The 17,879-nt window shown below is 63.9% G+C and carries 14 protein-coding genes; 3 read left to right on the forward strand and 11 right to left on the reverse strand.

The features are described 5' to 3' along the window. Positions 1-170 precede the first annotated feature (170 nt). Positions 171-1,235 carry a class II fructose-bisphosphate aldolase gene (gene fba, locus FJW04_RS15815; RefSeq protein WP_140715178.1) on the forward strand — a complete coding sequence of 355 codons (1,065 nt, stop codon included), beginning with the start codon at positions 171-173 and terminating at the stop codon, positions 1,233-1,235. A 54-nt stretch (positions 1,236-1,289) separates the two neighbouring features. On the opposite strand, the gene FJW04_RS15820 is transcribed toward fba, so the two are convergent. The 10 genes from FJW04_RS15820 to FJW04_RS15865 form a co-directional block, all read right to left on the reverse strand. Next, on the reverse strand, positions 1,290-2,231 hold the full coding sequence (locus tag FJW04_RS15820) for a TIM barrel protein (protein ID WP_140617408.1): 942 nt from the start codon (positions 2,229-2,231) through the stop codon (positions 1,290-1,292). A gap of 48 nt (positions 2,232-2,279) precedes the next feature. Then, positions 2,280-3,797 (reverse strand): glycerol-3-phosphate dehydrogenase, encoded by a 1,518-nt coding sequence (locus FJW04_RS15825; protein ID WP_140715179.1) that lies wholly within the window; start codon positions 3,795-3,797, stop codon positions 2,280-2,282. 46 nt (positions 3,798-3,843) lie between these two features. Beyond that, positions 3,844-4,884: a 2-hydroxyacid dehydrogenase gene (locus FJW04_RS15830; RefSeq protein ID WP_181172955.1), complete on the reverse strand. Its 1,041-nt coding sequence runs from the start codon at positions 4,882-4,884 to the stop codon at positions 3,844-3,846. Between the two features lie 10 nt (positions 4,885-4,894). Then, positions 4,895-6,448: an FGGY-family carbohydrate kinase gene (locus tag FJW04_RS15835; RefSeq protein WP_140715180.1), complete on the reverse strand. Its 1,554-nt coding sequence runs from the start codon at positions 6,446-6,448 to the stop codon at positions 4,895-4,897. Next, positions 6,448-7,572 (reverse strand): ABC transporter ATP-binding protein, encoded by a 1,125-nt coding sequence (locus FJW04_RS15840; RefSeq protein ID WP_140661510.1) that lies wholly within the window; start codon positions 7,570-7,572, stop codon positions 6,448-6,450. Before FJW04_RS15840 ends, FJW04_RS15835 begins: the two co-directional genes overlap by 1 nt. After that, positions 7,569-8,687 carry an ABC transporter ATP-binding protein gene (locus FJW04_RS15845; protein WP_140715181.1) on the reverse strand — a complete coding sequence of 373 codons (1,119 nt, stop codon included), beginning with the start codon at positions 8,685-8,687 and terminating at the stop codon, positions 7,569-7,571. Before FJW04_RS15845 ends, FJW04_RS15840 begins: the two co-directional genes overlap by 4 nt. Before the next feature lie 2 nt (positions 8,688-8,689). After that, positions 8,690-9,547 (reverse strand): carbohydrate ABC transporter permease, encoded by an 858-nt coding sequence (locus tag FJW04_RS15850; RefSeq protein ID WP_140715182.1) that lies wholly within the window; start codon positions 9,545-9,547, stop codon positions 8,690-8,692. Positions 9,548-9,556: 9 nt separating this feature from the next. Continuing rightward, positions 9,557-10,480 (reverse strand): sugar ABC transporter permease, encoded by a 924-nt coding sequence (locus tag FJW04_RS15855; protein ID WP_015318968.1) that lies wholly within the window; start codon positions 10,478-10,480, stop codon positions 9,557-9,559. A 158-nt stretch (positions 10,481-10,638) separates the two neighbouring features. After that, complete coding sequence (locus tag FJW04_RS15860; protein WP_140715183.1) at positions 10,639-12,084, reverse strand: extracellular solute-binding protein; 1,446 nt, start codon at positions 12,082-12,084, stop codon at positions 10,639-10,641. 45 nt (positions 12,085-12,129) lie between these two features. Further along, on the reverse strand, positions 12,130-13,104 hold the full coding sequence (locus tag FJW04_RS15865) for a sugar-binding transcriptional regulator (RefSeq protein ID WP_181172956.1): 975 nt from the start codon (positions 13,102-13,104) through the stop codon (positions 12,130-12,132). Between the two features lie 264 nt (positions 13,105-13,368). Between FJW04_RS15865 and FJW04_RS15870 the strand changes: the two genes are divergently transcribed. Next, positions 13,369-14,094, forward strand: a complete 726-nt coding sequence (locus FJW04_RS15870) for an MgtC/SapB family protein (RefSeq protein WP_140715185.1) — start codon at positions 13,369-13,371, stop codon at positions 14,092-14,094. Positions 14,095-14,169: 75 nt separating this feature from the next. On the opposite strand, the gene ftsZ is transcribed toward FJW04_RS15870, so the two are convergent. Continuing rightward, the gene (gene ftsZ / locus FJW04_RS15875; protein ID WP_140715186.1) at positions 14,170-15,207 is read right to left on the reverse strand and encodes a cell division protein FtsZ; all 1,038 of its coding nucleotides are present in this window, start codon (positions 15,205-15,207) and stop codon (positions 14,170-14,172) included. Between the two features lie 455 nt (positions 15,208-15,662). Here ftsZ and FJW04_RS15880 point away from each other — a divergent pair, with 455 nt between their 5' ends. Then, positions 15,663-17,723 carry a N,N-dimethylformamidase beta subunit family domain-containing protein gene (locus FJW04_RS15880; RefSeq protein ID WP_140715187.1) on the forward strand — a complete coding sequence of 687 codons (2,061 nt, stop codon included), beginning with the start codon at positions 15,663-15,665 and terminating at the stop codon, positions 17,721-17,723. Positions 17,724-17,879 lie beyond the last annotated feature (156 nt).

Genomic DNA, 17,879 nt, shown 5'->3' on the forward strand with positions numbered 1-17,879 from the left:
TTGTGGGATATTTCGCCGGCTTTTATCGCGCCGCTGTAACAAGAATTGCTGCCGGGACGGTCTGTCACGGTTGCGGTTGCGCGGGATTCCGGCCAGAAGCATCGGTGGGCTGAACGATGCGCGGGCGGCCCGCAACCACAGGTTCGAAACCAGATACGGGAGACTAATCGTTGGCTCGCATCACACTGAGACAATTGCTCGATCACGCCGCCGAATACGGCTATGGCGTGCCGGCCTTCAACATGAACAACATGGAACAGGGCCTCGCCATCATGGAGGCTGCCGAGGAGACCAAGTCCCCGGTCATCCTGCAGGCGAGCCGCGGCGCGCGCGCCTATGCCAATGACGTGGTGCTGGCCAAGCTGATCGACGCGCTGGTCGAAATCCATCCCGACATCCCGGTCTGCATGCATCTCGACCATGGCAACAACGAAGCCACCTGCGTCACCGCGATCCAGCACGGCTTCACCTCGGTGATGATGGACGGCTCACTCAAGGAAGACGGCAAGTCGCCGGCCGACTATGCCTATAATTCCGGCATCACCAAGCGCGTCGTCGATATGGCGCATTGGGGCGGCGTGTCGGTGGAAGGCGAGATCGGCGTGCTGGGCTCGCTCGAGAGCGGCGGCGGCGAGCAGGAAGACGGCCACGGCGTCGAAGGCGCGATCAGCCACGACCAGCTCCTGACCGATCCGGTGCAGGCCGAGCAGTTCGTGCGCGACACCCATGTCGATGCGCTGGCGGTGGCCATGGGCACCAGCCACGGCGCCTATAAATTCTCGCGCAAGCCCGACGGCGCGGTGCTGGCGATGAACGTGATCGAGGAGATCCACCGCCGCTTGCCGAACATGCATCTGGTCATGCACGGCTCGTCCTCGGTGCCGGAGGACTTGCAGGAGATCATCAACAAATATGGTGGCCAGATGAAGCCGACCTGGGGCGTCCCGGTGGAAGAGATCCAGCGCGGCATCAAGCATGGCGTGCGCAAGATCAACATCGACACCGACAACCGCATGGCGCTGACCGGCGCGATCCGCAAGGTGCTGACCGAAAATCCCAGCGAGTTCGACCCGCGCAAATTTCTGACGCCGGCGATGGCGGCGATGAGGAAGCTCTGCAAGGAGCGCTTCGAGCAGTTCGGCACCGCCGGCAATGCGCCGAAGATCAAGCCGCTGCCGGTTTCGGAAATGGCCAAGCGCTACAAGTCGGGCAGCCTCGACCCGAAATTCGCCTGAGCTCGATCCGGTTGCATTTTATGGACAGGAGCCGCATCGGCTCCTGTCCGATTTCTATCCGGCCTTCGGCGAAATCCCCGCCCTGCCGGCGTCGATGAACGGTGCCCAATAATCGACCGACTCGCGGATCATGGCGACCACCTGATGGTCGACCGGCTCGCGCTCGCGGAAGGATAGTTCGAGGCAGATTTCGTTGTCGGTGCCGCCGCCGCGTCGTACCGTCTCCAGCAGCTTCTCAGGCGTGATGCGGCCGTCCTTGTTGTGGGCCGCGGTGAATGGCCAATGGCCACCCTTGTTCATCGACGATTGCTTGATGTGGATGATCGGCGACTTCAGGGGAAAAGCTTCGGCCCAGGCATAGGGATCGACGTCGGCCGGATTGGAGGAAGTGACGTCGCCATGGTCGATGTCGACCATCATCTCCAGCGGAATGGCCATGCCGGCCGCGTCGATCGCGTCCTGCAGCATCCGGCAATTCTCGATCGTGTGACCGAATTCGCGACCGACCGACATCGGCTCCCAGAACAGATAGGTCAGGCCTGCCGCTCGGGCGTGCTCGGCGACCTCGCGCCAGCAGTCCAGCGCGATGTCGAACAGTCTGGCGCGACGGGCGGGATCGTCATAGTCCCGATGCGTGAAGATGGCGAACTGCGTGCCCATGCCGCCGGCGCCAAGCTCGGCCGAGATATCGGCGAAGGTCTTGAACCAGTCGACATAGTAGCGGCGCACATCGGCATCCGGATGGCCGAAATGGTTCAGCCGGCCATAGGGGCCGGTCATGCCGGAGGTGACGCGCACGCCGGTGCGATCCAAGGCGTTGCGGAACAGGCGGACGAACTTGACGATCGTCGCCGCCGGCCAGCCTGGGTTGACGAATTCATGCGTGAGCTGAACGTCGCGAATGCCGATCTCATAGGCGACGGTATCGATCAGATCGTCCGGCTCGGCGAAGCGGTTGACCAGCGGATTGGTGTTGAGGGAGAGCGTGAAAGCCAAGGTCGCGATCCCGTCAACGCCGGCGCAGAACAGGGGCGATGAGCGCCATCAGCCTGCCCTCGCCTGCCGGCTCGCGCACCAATGCTCGAAGGCCGACTTCTCCTCGGCGGACAAATGCAGGCCATGCTTGGTGCGCCGTTCGAGAATGTCGGCCGCGTCTTCCGCCCATTCCTGTTCAAAGAGGTAGTTCGCCTCGCGCTCGAAGAAATCCTTGCCGAAGCACCGCCCCAGTGCGGCGAGCGATCGGGCGCCGCCGACCACGGACCGCGTCCTGGTGCCGTAGAGCCGGCCGTAATGCTTGAGCAGCGATGCCGGCATCCATGGATACTCGCTTGCGAGGTTGCCAAGAAATTGTTCGAAGTCGGCATTGGCGATGTCGCCGCCGGGCAGATGCGCCCTCGCGGTCCAGGCTTTGCCCATGCTGGGAAAGAACGGTGCGATCCTGTCCAGCGCATGCTCGGCCAGTTTGCGGAAGGTGGTGATCTTGCCGCCGAAGACGGAGAGCAGCGGCGCCTGCGCGTCCGGCGCGTCGAGTTCGAAAATATAGTCGCGCGTCACCGCGCTCGGATTGTCGGCGTTGTCGTCATAGAGCGGCCGGACACCGGAGAACGAATGGACCACGTCGCCCCGCGCAAGGCCGCGCTTGAAATAGCGGTTGACCACCTTGATGAGGTAATCGATCTCGCTCTCATCCGCCCTCACATCCTCGGGCCGGCCCTCGTAGGGGATGTCGGTGGTTCCGATCAAGGCTAGATCGTTCTGGTAGGGATTGATGAAGATGACGCGCTTGTCGTTGTTCTGGACGAGATAAGCCTGCCTTCCCTCCCAGAATTTGGGCACGACGATATGGCTGCCCTTGACGAGGCGGACGTTGCGCCTGGAATTCTGGCCGGCAACGCGGCTGACGATGTCGTTGACCCAAGGGCCGGCGGCATTGATCAGCGCGCGGGCCCGTACGCTGGTCTTGATGCCGGTCCTGACGTCGCGCATCTCGACAACCCAGAGGCCGCCCTCGCGGCGGGCCGCGGTGCAGGCGGTACGGGTGAGGACCTTCGCTCCCCGTTCGGCGGCGTCGAGCGCATTGATGACGACGAGGCGGGCATCGTCGACCCAGCAGTCGGAATATTCGAAGCCGCGCTTGAAACTGTCCTTGATCGGCGCGCCCTCGGGCGCGGTGCGCAGGTCGAGCGTCCGCGTGGCGGGCAGCCGCTTGCGGCCGCCGAGGTGGTCGTAGAGGAAGAGGCCGAGCCGCACCAGCCATGCCGGCCGGTCGTCCGGGCTGTGCGGCAGCACGAAGCGCATCGGCCAGATGATGTGCGGCGCCGATTCCAGCAGCACCTCGCGCTCGATCAGCGCCTCGCGCACGAGGCGGAACTCGTAGTATTCGAGGTAGCGCAGACCGCCATGGACGAGCTTGCCCGAGCGTGAGCTGGTGCCTTCGGCGAGATCGTCCTTTTCGCACAGGATGACGGAAAGCCCGCGGCCGGCGGCGTCGCGCGCGATGCCGGCGCCATTGATGCCGCCGCCAATGACGAAGAGGTCGACTATGTCAGGGCCGACGCTCATCTTGCCGTCGCCCCACTGCCTGATTTTCGCATCATGGCCATCGCTCTCAGCACGGATTGACCGGAGGCAGGCCGGCCAGGTAGCGGCGCACTTCCTCGGCGGCCTGCTCGGCGGCATAGGTCACGGTGCGCACCGAAGCGCCGGCGATATGCGGCGTCAGCGTCACGTTGGGCAGCTGCAGCAAGGGCCAGTCCGAGGGCACCGGTTCGACCGCGAAGGTTTCCAGCATGGCGCTGGCGATCTGCCCTGAAACCAGCGCCTCGTAGAGTGCGTCGTAGTCGACCAGCGGGCCACGCGCCGTATTGACGAAGATCACGCCCGGCTTCATCCGCGCGATGGTGTCCTTGCCGATCAGACCGCGTGTCTCCTGCGTCACCCGCGAATGCAGCGTGACCACATCGGAGCGCGACAGGAGGTCGTCGAGCGCAACCAGTTCGACGCCAGCGTTGCGATCCTCGGCGCTCAGTTGCACATAGGGATCGCTGACCAGGACGTGGCAGCCGAAGGCGCGCAGCAGGCGCACCACCTTCGTGCCGATATTGCCGTAGCCGACCACGCCGACGGTCATTTCGCCGAGCTCGCGGCCGGTGCGGTCGGCGCGGTAGAGATCGCCGCGCCATTCCCCCTTGCGCAAGGCCTCGTGGCCGACCCGGATCAGCCGCGTCTCGGCCAGGATGGCGCCGATGGTAAACTCAGCCACGGCAGTGGCGTTGCGGCCGGGCACATTGACCACGGTGATGCCGTGCACCCTGGCCGCTTCCATGTCGATGTTGATCGGGCCGCCGCGCGACACCGCGACCAGCTTGAGCCCCGGCAGGCGCCGCATCATGCCCTCCGACAGGGGCGCAAGCTGGGTGACGAGGATTTCGGCATCGCCGATGAAGTCGACGACCTCGTCGGGATGGCCGAAATATTCCTTGACCTTGTCGAGGCCGAGCGCGGCGTTGCCGAACTCCATCGGCTCGTCGGGCCAGGCCGTCTGCAATGTCCTGATATCGAGGTCGCCACTGGCGACCTTCTCGATTTTGGCGCGAAACACCTCCGGCAGCATGAAGTTGTCGCCAATGATCGCTATTTTCCTCAGCATACTCGACTTCTCAATTTTCCTGCGATGTCGCCATGGCACGCCAGACCGGCCGCAGGGCCTGGTGCGCCAGCATGTAGGACGGGGTCATCCTGTCGTAGATCGCGGCGAGATCCGGGTCGCTCGGCTCGGCCTCGCCGAGCAGCGGCGTCACCCATTCGCCGACGCATTCGTCCATGGAGGCGTATTGGCCGACGCAGACCGCCGCGATCATTGCGGCACCGGCCGCACCGGCCTCCTCGCGCGCGCTGGTGCGCGTGTCGGCACCAATGGCCGCACCCAGGATCTTGCGCAGCGCCGGGCTTCTGGCGGCGCCGCCGGTCAGGCGAATTTCGCGTGGCAGCGGGCCCATGGCGGCGTAGCAATCGCGCGCCGCGAAGGCCAAGCCTTCGAAGACGGCGCGCACCAGATCGGCGTAGCCGTGGCGCGACGAAATGCCGACGAAGCCTGCCCTGGCATTGGCATCGACGAACGGTCCGCGCTCGCCGGCTTCCGACACGTAGGGCTGGTAGAGGAGCGAAGCCGGCTGCGAGGCCGCGATCCAGGCATCGACCAGCGCGATCATCTCGCCATTGCTGCGGGTTATGCCTTGCGAGGCGAGAATGCCCGAAGCGAGGCCAAGCACCCAGTCGATGTTGAGCGTCGCCGCCATGTTGGACTGCATCTGCGCGAAGACGCCCGGCGCCGGCATCGCCATCGTATAACCGGTCGCCGCTTCGTTGAGCTGCACATCATCAGGGGTCTCGGCCAGCCGCATGTGCATGCCGGTGGAACCGATGATCGAGCAGCCGGGCTTGCGCTCGCGGTCGAGGAGGCCGGCGCCGAGCGCGGTGCAGACGACGTCGACATAACCGAGCACGACGGGTGTGCCGGCAAGCATGCCGGTGACTTCGGCGGCGGCCGGCGACAGTCCGGCGCTGTGGCTCGTGCCGTCGACGATCGGCGGCAGCAGGTGCCTGAGATCGGCGACGCCGAGGACGTCGAGCACGTCCCCACTGTAGTCACGGGTGCGGAAGTCGCCGAAAGTGAAGGTCCCTTCGGACGGATCGGTGGCGCGTTCGCCGGTCAGCTTGAAATAGAGCCAATCCTTGCAGTGGAACGCGGTCGCCGCCTTGCCGAGCATTTCGGGCATGGTGCGTTTCATGAAGGCGAACTGCGAGCCTTGCTGGCAGGCGGCGAGCCCGCTGCCGGTCTTCTCGAAGCGCAGCCGGTCATCGGGCCGCGCACGGATTTCCTCGACGACGCCGGCGGCGCGCGCGTCGAGCCAGAGCCAACCCTTGGCCACCGGCTCGCCCTTGCCGTCGATCAGCCAGGTGCCGTCGCCCTGCCCGGTCACCGCGATGGCGACGGTCCGGCTGGCGAGATCGGGCACCTTGTCGGCAAGCTGGCGCAAGGTGGTGGCGGCATCGGCCCATGTGCGGGCCAGATCCTGTTCGGCGCCGCCGCCCGGCCGCGTCTCGTAATGGTTCGGCGTTGCCGCGGCCGCGATCTGGCGGCCCTTCGTGTCGAAAGCGATGGACTTGATGACGGAAGTGCCGGCATCGATGCCGATCAGTACGTCACGCATCACGCGATCTCCATGCCGTGCGAGATCGCCTTGCCGCTCGCCTGGTCGAAGACGTGCAGGTTTTTGGGATCGATGCTGACGTTGATGGGCGCGCCGAGGTCGAGCCGGGTGCGGTCATGCTCCACCAGGACCAGCGAGCCGCCGGCGAAGTCGGCGGCGATGTGGGTCTGGTCGCCGAGCCATTGGTTGGCCGAGACCCTGGCCGGAACTCCTTCCTTCGAACGCCGGACCGCGTAGGGCCTGATGCCGATGACCACCCGCTCGCGGCTGAGCAGCTGGTCGCGAACCGGAGCGCTGAAGGCGTCCTTGTCGTAGTCGAGCGACAGACCGTCGGGCAGCCTGAGACTGATGCGGCCGGCGGTCGTGCCGACAAAGGCCTCGAAGACGTTCATCGGCGGCTCGCCGACGAAGGTGCCGGTGAACAGGTTGGCCGGGCGCTCCTTGATCCGGTCCGGCGTGTCGAACTGCTGCAGCACGCCGCCCTCCATCACCGCGATGCGGTCGGCCAGCGCATTCGCCTCGGTCTGGTCGTGGGTGACCAGGATCGCGGTCAGGCCACGCTCCTTGATGAAGTGCTTGATACGGCCGCGCAACACGGCGCGAAGCTGCGGCTCGAGCTGGCCCATCGGCTCGTCCAGCAGATGCAGGTCGGCTTCCCGGATCAGCGCCCGGCCAAGGCTGGCGCGCTGCTGCTGGCCACCCGAAATGGAGCTAGGATAGCGCTCCAATATGTCCTCGATCTCCAGCAGCTTTGCGATGCTGGCGACCTTGGCGTCGACCTCGCTCCTGGGCAGCCTTGCGGCCTTGAGCGCAAAGGCCATGTTCTCGCGCACGGTGAGCGGCGGATAGAGCGAATAGCCCTCGAAGGCCATTGCCACATTGCGTTTGACCGGCGGCAAGGTGTGTACCTTGCGGCCGGCGACCGCGATCGCGCCACGCGACACCTCCTCGAAGCCGGCAACCATGCGCAAGGTCGAAGTCTTGCCGCAGCCCGACGAGCCGAGCAGCGCCACGATCTCACCCTTGCCGATATCCATCGTCAGGTTCTTGACGGCGTGAACGCCCCTGTCGATCGGGCCATAGAATTTGTCGACGCCTGATATGGTGAGCGCGCTCGGGCTCATGCCGCTTCTCCGTTGCGCAGTTTGACGACATTCCTGGCGCCGATGCGCTCGCCGCTCGCCCGATCGAACAGCAGGGCGCTCTTGCCGTCGACGGCGATATGCGCCTTGCCTTCGCTGCGCCCCGGCGTTCCGGCCGGGCGCGAGACCAGGATTTCACGGCCGCGCACGGTGCGCACCAGGGTGACGATCTTTTCGTTGAGCGGCGTCTCCGCCTCGACCGTCACCGGAATGGCGCCGGGTTCGTTTTCGCCAACGAAATGCAGGGCCTCGGGTCTCAGCCCGATGATGCAGTCGCGGCCGATGGCGGCCTCGGGAGCATCGGCGAGATGGACCTGCACATTGGACAGGGCGACATAGCCCCCCCGGGCATCGCGCGCGGGCTTGACGTCGAGCAGGTTGATGGTCGGATCGCCGAACAGCCGCGCAATCTCGATGTTGGCCGGCTCACGATAGATCTGCTCGGGCGTACCAAGCTGCCTGATGACGCCTTGCGACATCACCGCGATGCGGTCGCCGAGCGCCATGGCTTCCTTGTAGTCCTGGGTAACGTAAACGACGGTGGCGCCGCGATCGGCGAGCAGCCGCGGCAGTTCAAGCCGCATCTCGAAACGCAGCTTGGCGTCAACATTGCGCAAGGGATCGTCGAGCAGAAGGAGCGGCGGCGAACCGACCAAAGCGCGGGCAAGGGCCGTGCGCTGCTTCTGGCCGTTGGAGAGCGCGCGCGGCTTGTGGGAAAGCACATGGCCGATCTTCAACAATTTGGCGACGCTCTCGACACCGGCCTTGATCGCGCTCTGCGACGAGCGCTTGGCCGCCAGCGGCGTCGCGATATTGTCGAAAGCGCTCATATGCGGAAACAGCGCGAAATTCTGGAACGCCATGCCGACGCCGCGGAATTCCGCGTCGACATCGGTCATGTCCTCGCCGCCGATGAGGATCTTGCCTTCGTCCGGATCGATGACGCCGGCGACCAGCCGCAACAGCACAGTCTTGCCGGCGCCCGAGGGACCAAACAGCACCAGCGTTTCGCCATCGGCGACGGTCAGCGACAGATTGTCGAGGACGGTCTGGCTCTTGTAGCGCTTGACGACGTTTCTGAGTTCGAGGCTGGCCATTTCTATCCTTTCACCGCGCCGAGCGACAGGCCCTCGACCAGATAGCGCTGTGCGTAAAGGGCGAGCGCCAGCGTCGGCGTGATCGACAAGACTATGGCCGCCGAAATCTGGCCGTACTGGATGCCCGATGAAGTGATGAAGGCCAACGCGCCGACCGTCACCGGCTGCTTGTCGGCCGAAGCCAACACCAGCGCGAAAACGAAATTGTTCCAGGCGAAGATGAAGGCAAGCAGGCCGGCCGCCGCGATGCCAGGGCCGGCGAGCGGCAGCGCGATCTTGCGGAAGGTGGCGAACCAGGAATGGCCGCCGATGCGGTAGGCATATTCGATGTCGGCCGGAATATCCTCGAAATAGCCGCGCACGATCCACAGGATCAGCGGCAGGCAGATCAACTGGTAGACCCAGATCAGCCCGATATAGGTGTTGGCCAGGCCGAGCTTCTGGAAATAGAGGGTCAGCGGCAGCAGCACCAGAAGTGCCGGCGCGAACTTGAACGACAGCAGCGTGAAGGCGATGTCTTCCGAACCGCGAAATTTGTGGCGCGCGAAGGCGTAGGCCGCCGGCACGCCGAGCAGCAGTGAAACCGCCACCGAGGTCACCGACAGGAATACCGAGTTCCAGAGGTTGCGCATGAAGGCGATGTCGAGCGTGCCGGCGGCCGTCATCAGCTTGCCGGTGATCAACGCCGTGTAGTTGGCGAGCGTCGGTTCGAAGATGAGCTGCGGCGGGATGCGCAGAATGGTCTCGTTGGTCTGGAACGACATCATGAAGATCCACAGGATCGGGAACATGAAGAAGATCACGACCAGCGTCAGTGCCGCGCCGCGCAGGATGCGTTCGAAAAGCGAGGTATGTTCCATCGCCGCCTCCTATGCCTGGCCGCGGGCGCGTTCGCGCAGCCTGAGCCAGTTCTTGATGAAGATGTTGGAGAGGAAATAGGTGATCGCCCACAGGATGATCATCAGCGCCGCCGAGCGGCCGACATTGGTCGACTGGAAGAAGTTGAGATAGGCCTCGACCTGGAACACGGTCAGTGTGTCGCCCGGCCCGCCCTGTGTCATGGCGTAGATGATGTCGAACTGCTGGATGGAATCGAGCAGGCGAAACAAGGTCGCCGTCAGGATGTAGGGCGTCAGCATCGGCAAGGTGATGCGGAAGAAGACGAAGCTCCTCGGCACGCCGTCGAGCGCGGCGGCCTCGAAGGGCTGCGTCGGCAGGCTGCGCAGGCCGGCAAGCAGCAGGATCATGATGAAGGGCGTGTAGACCCAGATGTCGACCAGCACGACGGTGAACAGCGCCGTCGACGGTGACGACGCCCAGCGAAAATCCTGCAGCCCGATGAGGCTGGCGAGATAGCTCAGCACGCCGAAGCCCGGATTGGTCATCAGCTTCCACATCAGTGCTGCCAGCGCGGGCGCCGTCATCAGCGGCATCAACAGCATGATCGAGATGAAGTTGTTGAGCGTCGAGCGCTTCTGCAGCAGCAGCGCGATGGCGAGACCGAGAAGCAGTTCCAGCACGACCGTGGTGCCGGCATAGAGCAGCGACACTTTCAACGTATTCCAGAATTTCGGGTCGGTGAAGAAGGAGATGTAGTTGTCGCCCCAGTTGAACTGGCGCGCCCAAGGCTGGCTCAGACGATAGCGTTGGAACGAGTAAACGACCGACGTCAGGAACGGGATCAGGATGCCTATGCAGACCAGCAAGGCCGGCAGGCTGAGCACATAGGGCAGCACCCGCTTGCTGATCCTGAAGCCGGATGGCTTGAGCCTTTGCGATACCACCGCAGTCATCGAGCTGCTCCGTTGTTGCTGTCGCTTCGCCCTGCCGGCCGCCCAAGGGAGCAAGGCGGCCGGTGGGGCGAAATGGCGGTCACCTTTCGGCACCGCATCGCAAACATGAAAGATGTGGCGAGGGCCGAACCGCCAAGCAGGCCGGCCCTCGTTGCGACTTAACCGAGGCCGGCTTCCTTGAGCTGGCCGTTGATGCTCTCGGCGAGCTTGTCGAGGCCCTCGTCGATCGGCACTTCCTTGGACACCATCTTCTGCAGCGTCGCCGCCCATTCGGTGGTGAGATCGAAGAACAACGGCTGCGCCGTGAACTTGATCGAGGCGCCGGGTGCCGAGGCGTCGAACATCTCGACATAGCCCGGATAGCTCTTGTTCAGCTTCTCGCGGAAGACCTCATCTTTCCAGACCGACTGGCGGACTGGGTTGACAAAATCCATCTTGGTGGCGCCGAACAGCGCATGCTCAGGTCCGGAGGCCCATTGCATGAAGTACCATGTGGCGTCCTTGTCCTTGGAGAAGTTGGACATCGACAGCGACCAGATCCAGATGTTCGGCGTTGGTGCCTTGGCCTCCGGATTCGCCTTGAAGGCGGCGAAGGCAAGCTTGCCGGCCATCTTGTTGTCGCCACCATTCATGAAGTAGCCAAGGATATCGGCGTCGAAGATCATCGCCGAGGCGCCGGCGCCCAGATCGGTGCCGACCTGGTACCAGGTGTAGGTCGACCAGTCCTTCGGGCCGCTCTCCTGGATCATCTGCACCCACTGCTTGTGGAAAGCCTTGGACTGGGCGGTGTTCATGGCGGCCGACAATTTACCGTCGGCCGACACGTTCAGGTCCTTCTGATCGAAATTGGCGTAGGCCGACAGGAACCCCGGGTGTATGGTCGCCCAGGAGCGCGAGCCGCGCACACCAATGCCGTAGACGCCGCCGCCGACATCCTTGGTGAGCTTGGCGGCAGCGGCCACCATCTCGTCCATATTGCCGGGAACCTTGACGCCCGCCTTGTCGAACATCGCCTTGTTGTAGGTGATGTTGTTCTGCTCGAACCCCCACGGAATGCACCACTGCTTGGCGTCTTCCGATCCCAAAGCTCCGCCCGGCTTGCCGTTCCAGGCGCAGGAATTCTTGACGCCTGGCAGGAAGTCGTCCCAAGCATAGTTCGGGTTGGTCTTGGCCGGATCCTTGATCCATTCGTTGAGGTCGGTGATCCAGCCGGCTGGGCCATAGGTCCAGGTCATGTACGCGCCGGTCATGAAGGCATCATATTCGGGCGAGCTCGCCGACAATGCGGCCGTCACCTTGTCGAAATAGACGTCTTCGGGGAATACGTCGTAGACGACGTTCATGCCGGTCAGCTTCTTGAAGTTCTCAAGATTGGCGATCATGGCGTCGGCATAGGGATGCTTGTTGAGCAAGAGCTTGATGGTCTTGCCCTTATGCGCCTGCCAGTCGAAGTCCGCGGCAAGCGCGCGGGTCTGGCCGAGGTTGAGCAGCGTGCCGGCGGTGCCGGCGGCGAGACCCATGGCACCCAGGCCCTTGATCAGTCCACGACGGTCGACTTGTCCGCGCAGGAAGGCATCTATCAGGTCTTTCTCTTTCTCATGCATTTCGTCTTCTCCTCCACAGGGTAGTTTCAACTGGACTGTTGCCGGCTACCCGACCGGCGTCTCTTCCACGAGCGATCGCGCCGTGCGCTCGTCCGTTATCAGGCCCTTGAGATAGCGCCCCTCCAGCACCGACTTGATTGCGCGAACCTTAATCCTGCCGCCGGCGACGGCGACAATCCGGCGGCTGGCGATATCCTCGCGCGCCAGTGCCAGCGCCCGGTTGGAAACGGTCGTCGCCACTGCCTTGCCGGCCTCGTCAAAGAAATGGCCGAGCAATTCGCCGACACCGCCATTGCGACGGATCTCCTCCATCTCGCCCTTCTCGATCATGCCGGTGGCGACAAGCGAAGCCTCGCGTTCGGCGGTGCCGATGCCCGCAAACAACAGGTCGGCGGATCTGGCGAGATCGAAGACCTCACTAATGCCCTTCTGGCCCAGCAGCACGATGCGGTCCTCCGCCGTGTTGGCGAACATCGGCACCGGCATCACATAGGCCTCGGCACCGGTGCGTTCGGCGAGACGGTGGATGACATCATGCGGGTTGGCCGAGAATTTCCGCGTCAGGCCACCAAGCAGCGAGACGAAACGGATGCGGTCGGTGGTGGTCCGCGGCAGATATTCCACGCAGGCCGCGAGCGTGCGGCCATGGCCGACGCCGATCAGCGCCTGCTCGCCGCGCTCGATCTCGCGCTTGAGGAACTGCGCGCCGGCGATGCCGAGCGCCTTGAGCGGCAGATCCTCGGAATCGAAATCCGGAACCACCTGGCAATAGTCGAGGCCGTAGCGGCGGGACAATTCGTCCTCGAGCTCGACGCATTCCGACACTTCGCCGTCGATATAGACCTTCACCAGGCCTTCCTGGTTGGCCTTGGTGATGAGGCGGTGCGCCTTGAGGCTGGTCAGCCCCAGCCGCTTGGCGACCTCGGACTGGGTCAGGCCGCCGGCGTAATGAAGCCACGCGGCCCGCGCCGCCATGCTGGCATCATCGTCCCGCAAAAGGCCGTTTCCAAAACCAACCACGTTTCCATCCCGGTGATATTTTTATCAGTTGCTGCAAAATTTTTCACACGGATCGGACGAAGTCAAGCGCCACCTTCAAATTGCATGGCGTTTGGTCGGCTGCCGCGCGACGGTTCGCCGGGAACCTCACGAAGGCAAAAAGGTTCTTACATCGACAGCCCGAGGTCGCGACGTACCGGCCAGCCGCAAGCAACGTCGTCAGCGAGGGCGCCGAAATCCTGAGAAAAATGGAAGGCGGAGCACCAGCGCCGCCCTGACAGGGCGATGTTCGAGCCGCTTTGCTGCGATATGCCACTTCATCCGACATGGCCCGATCTTGTCGCCCGGTTGCTGCTTGCGCTGCTGGCTGGTTTCTTCATCGGCCTGAACAGGGAAGCGCGCGGCCACACCGCCGGGCTTCGCACGACCATCCTGGTCGCCCTGGCAGCCGCTGTGGCCATGATCCAGGCCAACATACTGCTTGATACCACGGGTAAGGGAATGGACTTCTTCGCCAGCATGGACGTGCTGCGTCTGCCGCTTGGCGTGCTGACCGGCGTCGGCTTCATCGGCGGCGGCGCCATCCTTCGGCGCGGCGATCTCGTGACTGGGATCACCACCGCGGCCACCATGTGGATCATGACGATGATCGGACTTGCCGTTGGCGGCGGCCAGTTTGGTCTTGCGGCAATTGCAACCGTGCTGACGCTACTGACACTTCAGGTGTTGAAATGGGTCGACCTCAAGTTGCCGCGCGACCACCATGCGATCCTGTCGGTTTCCTGGGCAAACGGATTCCCACCTGACCTTCCGGAGATGGTGCGGCCGCTCGGCTACGGCGCGCGCCTTGCCAAGATCGAGCATGATCCCAGCCGCGACCGCTTCGTGTACTCGTTCAATCTCGAATGGAGACAGTCCGACGCCGCCGAACCCTCGACGGAAATCCTGGCGCTGGTCGCGCGCGAATGCGAGATCGAGCGATTCGAGCTCATCGGCGAGAAGGCGTCCTGAAGAGCAATTTTTCCGCCCCGGGGACGCGGCAGATACCGCGGGTCGCCTGCCCGGGAGGTCAATCGAAGAGAAAGGTTACTGCAGGGTCCGTGCGGCGGACGGCACGGAATGGCCATGTGCCATGCCGGCATCGGCATCACCCTCGCCGAGCGAACGATCGAGGCCCGTCGCCACCACCGAGACCCTGAAGCGGCCTTCCATGCTCTTGTCGAAGATGGCGCCGACGATGATATCGGCGTCCTCATAGACCTCTTCACGGATGCGCGTGGCCGCCTCGTCGACCTCGAACAGGGTCATGTCCCGGCCGCCCGAAATCGACACCAGCACGCCCTTGGCGCCCTTCATCGACATTTCGTCAAGCAGCGGATTGGCGATCGCGGCTTCCGCCGCCTTCATCGCCCGGCCTTCGCCCGAAGCCTCGCCGGTTCCCATCATGGCGCGGCCCATGCCGCGCATCACCGATTTGACGTCGGCGAAGTCGAGATTGATCAGGCCTTCCTTGACGATGAGGTCGGTAATGCAGCTGACGCCTGAATAAAGCACCCTGTCGGCGATGACGAAGGCATCGGCAAAAGTGGTCTTGGCATCGGCAATCCGGAACAGGTTCTGGTTGGGGATCACGATCACGGTGTCGGCGGCCTCGCGCAGCCGCTCGATGCCCTCTTCGGCCATCTGCATGCGGCGCCTGCCCTCGAAGGTGAACGGCTTGGTGACGACGCCGACCGTCAGGATGCCGGCCTTGCGCGCCGCCTGGGCGATGATCGGGGCCGCACCGGTTCCGGTGCCGCCGCCCATGCCGGCAGTGACGAAACACATGTGGGTGCCGGCCAAATGATCCATGATCTCGTCCAGCGATTCTTCGGCCGCGGCACGGCCGATCTCGGGCAACGAGCCGGCGCCAAGGCCTTCCGTGACGTGCGCGCCAAGCTGGATCAGCCGCGTCGCCTTCGACATAGTCAGCGCCTGGGCATCGGTGTTGGCGGCAATGAACTCGGTTCCCTGAAGCTGTTCCACGATCATGTTGTTGATCGCGTTGCCGCCGCCGCCGCCGACGCCGATCACGGTGATCTTGGGTCTCATCTCGGAGATTTCCGGCTTCTTGAACTCGGCCATGCCTGCTTCTCCTTCGCCAATTGCGTGCGCTTCACGACCCACAAGCAGACTGCCTGCAAGACATTGCAATCGAGCGGCATGACGCGAATCAGTCCGTTCGGATGGGTACCCCAAAAAGCCAGAGAGCGGCCGGACGTGCAAGTGCGTGAAGGTCAAGTTTTGTGATGAAGAGGCCGACCTTCGAGAACGACTGTCCGGTTTCGGACGATCGCGATAATGTCGTCGTGGATCAGGCACCAAGCGGATGCCTGCGACGGATGCCTAGAACTCGCATTTGCCGAGGCCATCGATGGCTGAGCGAGATTCCTACGGACTTAATCAGCAAGCAAGGCCGAGGGGATATATGCGCCCTCCTGACCCAAAGGTATGAAAGAATTGTCCAGTTTGCCATCAATGAGAGTGCGACAGCCGGGGAGAGTGCGACAGCCGGGATCGCGACGCGGATTTTTGCGGCGATGAAACGCCCCGTCGACCACGGCGCCATGGCCGTCTCAGGCTATACCGTTCCTTGGCATACAGCGGCAGGAACACCAGTCGCCCTCCATGTCTCGTCGTCGCGGCCGGTACGCGACGTGCACGTCGTGCGGCTCGACACGCAAGCGGCCGAGCCGATGGGCTGGCGCGTCGAGCCGACGGGAAATGCCGTGTCCCGTCGCGATTTCGATCACGGATCCTTCCTCAGGGTCGCGGCGGCGGAACTTGCCAAGGCCACCGAGATCGAAGGCGTCGCCTTCGAAGTATACTTGACCCGCAACGATGGCGCCCGCGTGCTGTTCGAAAGCGGAAACCTGCGCCTCGGCTTGCAGGACGGGCGGCTGATATCAGGCGACGACGGCAACTCGCCCGATAGCGACGTGGTCTTGCCGGCAAACACCTGGCTCAAGGTCGAGATTTCGTCGAACGACGGCGCGACCGTGCTGCGGATCGATTCGGACGATCTCCTGTCGCCGTTTCGCCTGGATCGTCGATTCGACCTGCCGTGGCGGCTCCTGACCGGTGACATGGTCTTCGGCACCAGCACGGCAAACGATGTCAGGTCGCTCAACGCGAAATTCTCGACGATCTCGCTGCAAACCGCGGCTGGTCCTATCGCCTGGACGTTTCCGACCCTGCTGCCGAGAGGCCCGCTCGCCTCGACAGGCACCGATCGCGTCCTCTTCCTGGAAACGGTCAACCAGCCCGCCTTCTGCATGACCTCGCGCCGCTGGGACGGGTCGAGTTTCGACCCCCGGCTGGTGCCGTCGCATTACGACGCCGTGCATTGCCACGACGACGACATGGAGGCGTTGCAGTGGCCGGCCTCATACCAATTGCAGGTTCCCGCCGAGGCGCCCGCCGGGGTCTATGCCTTCGAGGTCGGTCACGATGAAGGATCGGAGCGTATCGTCTTCTTCATCACTTCGTCGGAGCGCCGGGCGCCGCTGTTGTTCCTGGTGCCGACGGCCACCTATCTCGCTTACGCGGACGAATTCCTGCCGGCGCATCTCTACGAATGGATGTGCGAGGATCGCGGCCATCGCTTCGCGATCGATAACAATCTGAAGTCGCTCTACGACTATCACAGCGACCTCAGCGGCGTGTCGATCTGTTCCACCAGGAAGCCCAAGGCGACGCTGCGCGACGACTACAAGTATCCGCTCTGCGGCTGCCCGCACAATCTGCCGGTCGACCTGCATTTTCTACGCTTCTGCCACAACAATGATATCGCCTTCGATCTCATCACCGACCGCGACCTGCACGAACTGGGTCTTGCCGGCCTGCAGGAGTATCAGGCGGTCATCACCGGCAGCCATCCCGAATACATGTCGGTCGAGATGGAGCATGCGCTGCGCCAATTCGCGGCGGCGGGCGGCAGCATCGCCTATCTCGGCGGCAATGGCTTTGCCGGCAAGGTGGCGTTCCAGGACGATCTGATGGAATTGCGCCGCTCGCCGCTCGAGGCGGGCCGGACATGGGACGGTCCCATCGCCGAACAGTCACTGTCGATTACAAACCAGCCGGGAGGCTACCTGCGCGCCAGCGGGCGCGGCGAGTTCTCGCTGACCGGCGTCGCCATCTCGCTGATGGGTTTCGACGGCGCGCGGCCTTTCACGCGTACGCCGGAAAGCCGTCAGCCCTCGGCCGCGTGGTTGTTCGACGGCGTCACCAGCGAGACCTTCGGCGACGAGGGCATCGTGCTTGGAGGCGCCGCCGGCTACGAGGTCGATGCCACCGACCCGCATCTGGGCACATCCCTAGACACCATGGTCATTGCCCGCGCGACCGGGTTCCCGGACAGCTTCGTCCATGACGCGACGCGCTGGTACGAAGGAGGTGACAGAGAGCGCGACGAGCGCCGCTGCGCGGAGATGACGCTGCGCCATCTGCCCTCGGGCGGCCTGATCTTCTGCGCGAGTTCGGTCGCCTGGTGCGGCGCCTTGCCCGCGGGCGATGCCATGAACGACGTCGGCCGGATCACCAGGAATTTGCTGACGCATCTGGCGTTGGAAAAGAGCGGGCCGGCTCCGGATCGATAGCCGGAAAGGAAGGCAGCCCGCCGCACCGGGCCGGCTCCGGCGGTTGGCTTGCCGCGCAACGATCGAAGCGTCTATCATGCCCGATCAATCGGCGGCTTGGGTGTTCCCGCCGTGCCGGGCCTAAGCTTTGTCCACGGCGCGTGTCGTCAGGTCATT

Origin of the sequence: Mesorhizobium sp. B2-7-3 (assembly GCF_006440715.1) — a bacterium.
GTDB lineage: Bacteria > Pseudomonadota > Alphaproteobacteria > Rhizobiales > Rhizobiaceae > Mesorhizobium > Mesorhizobium australicum.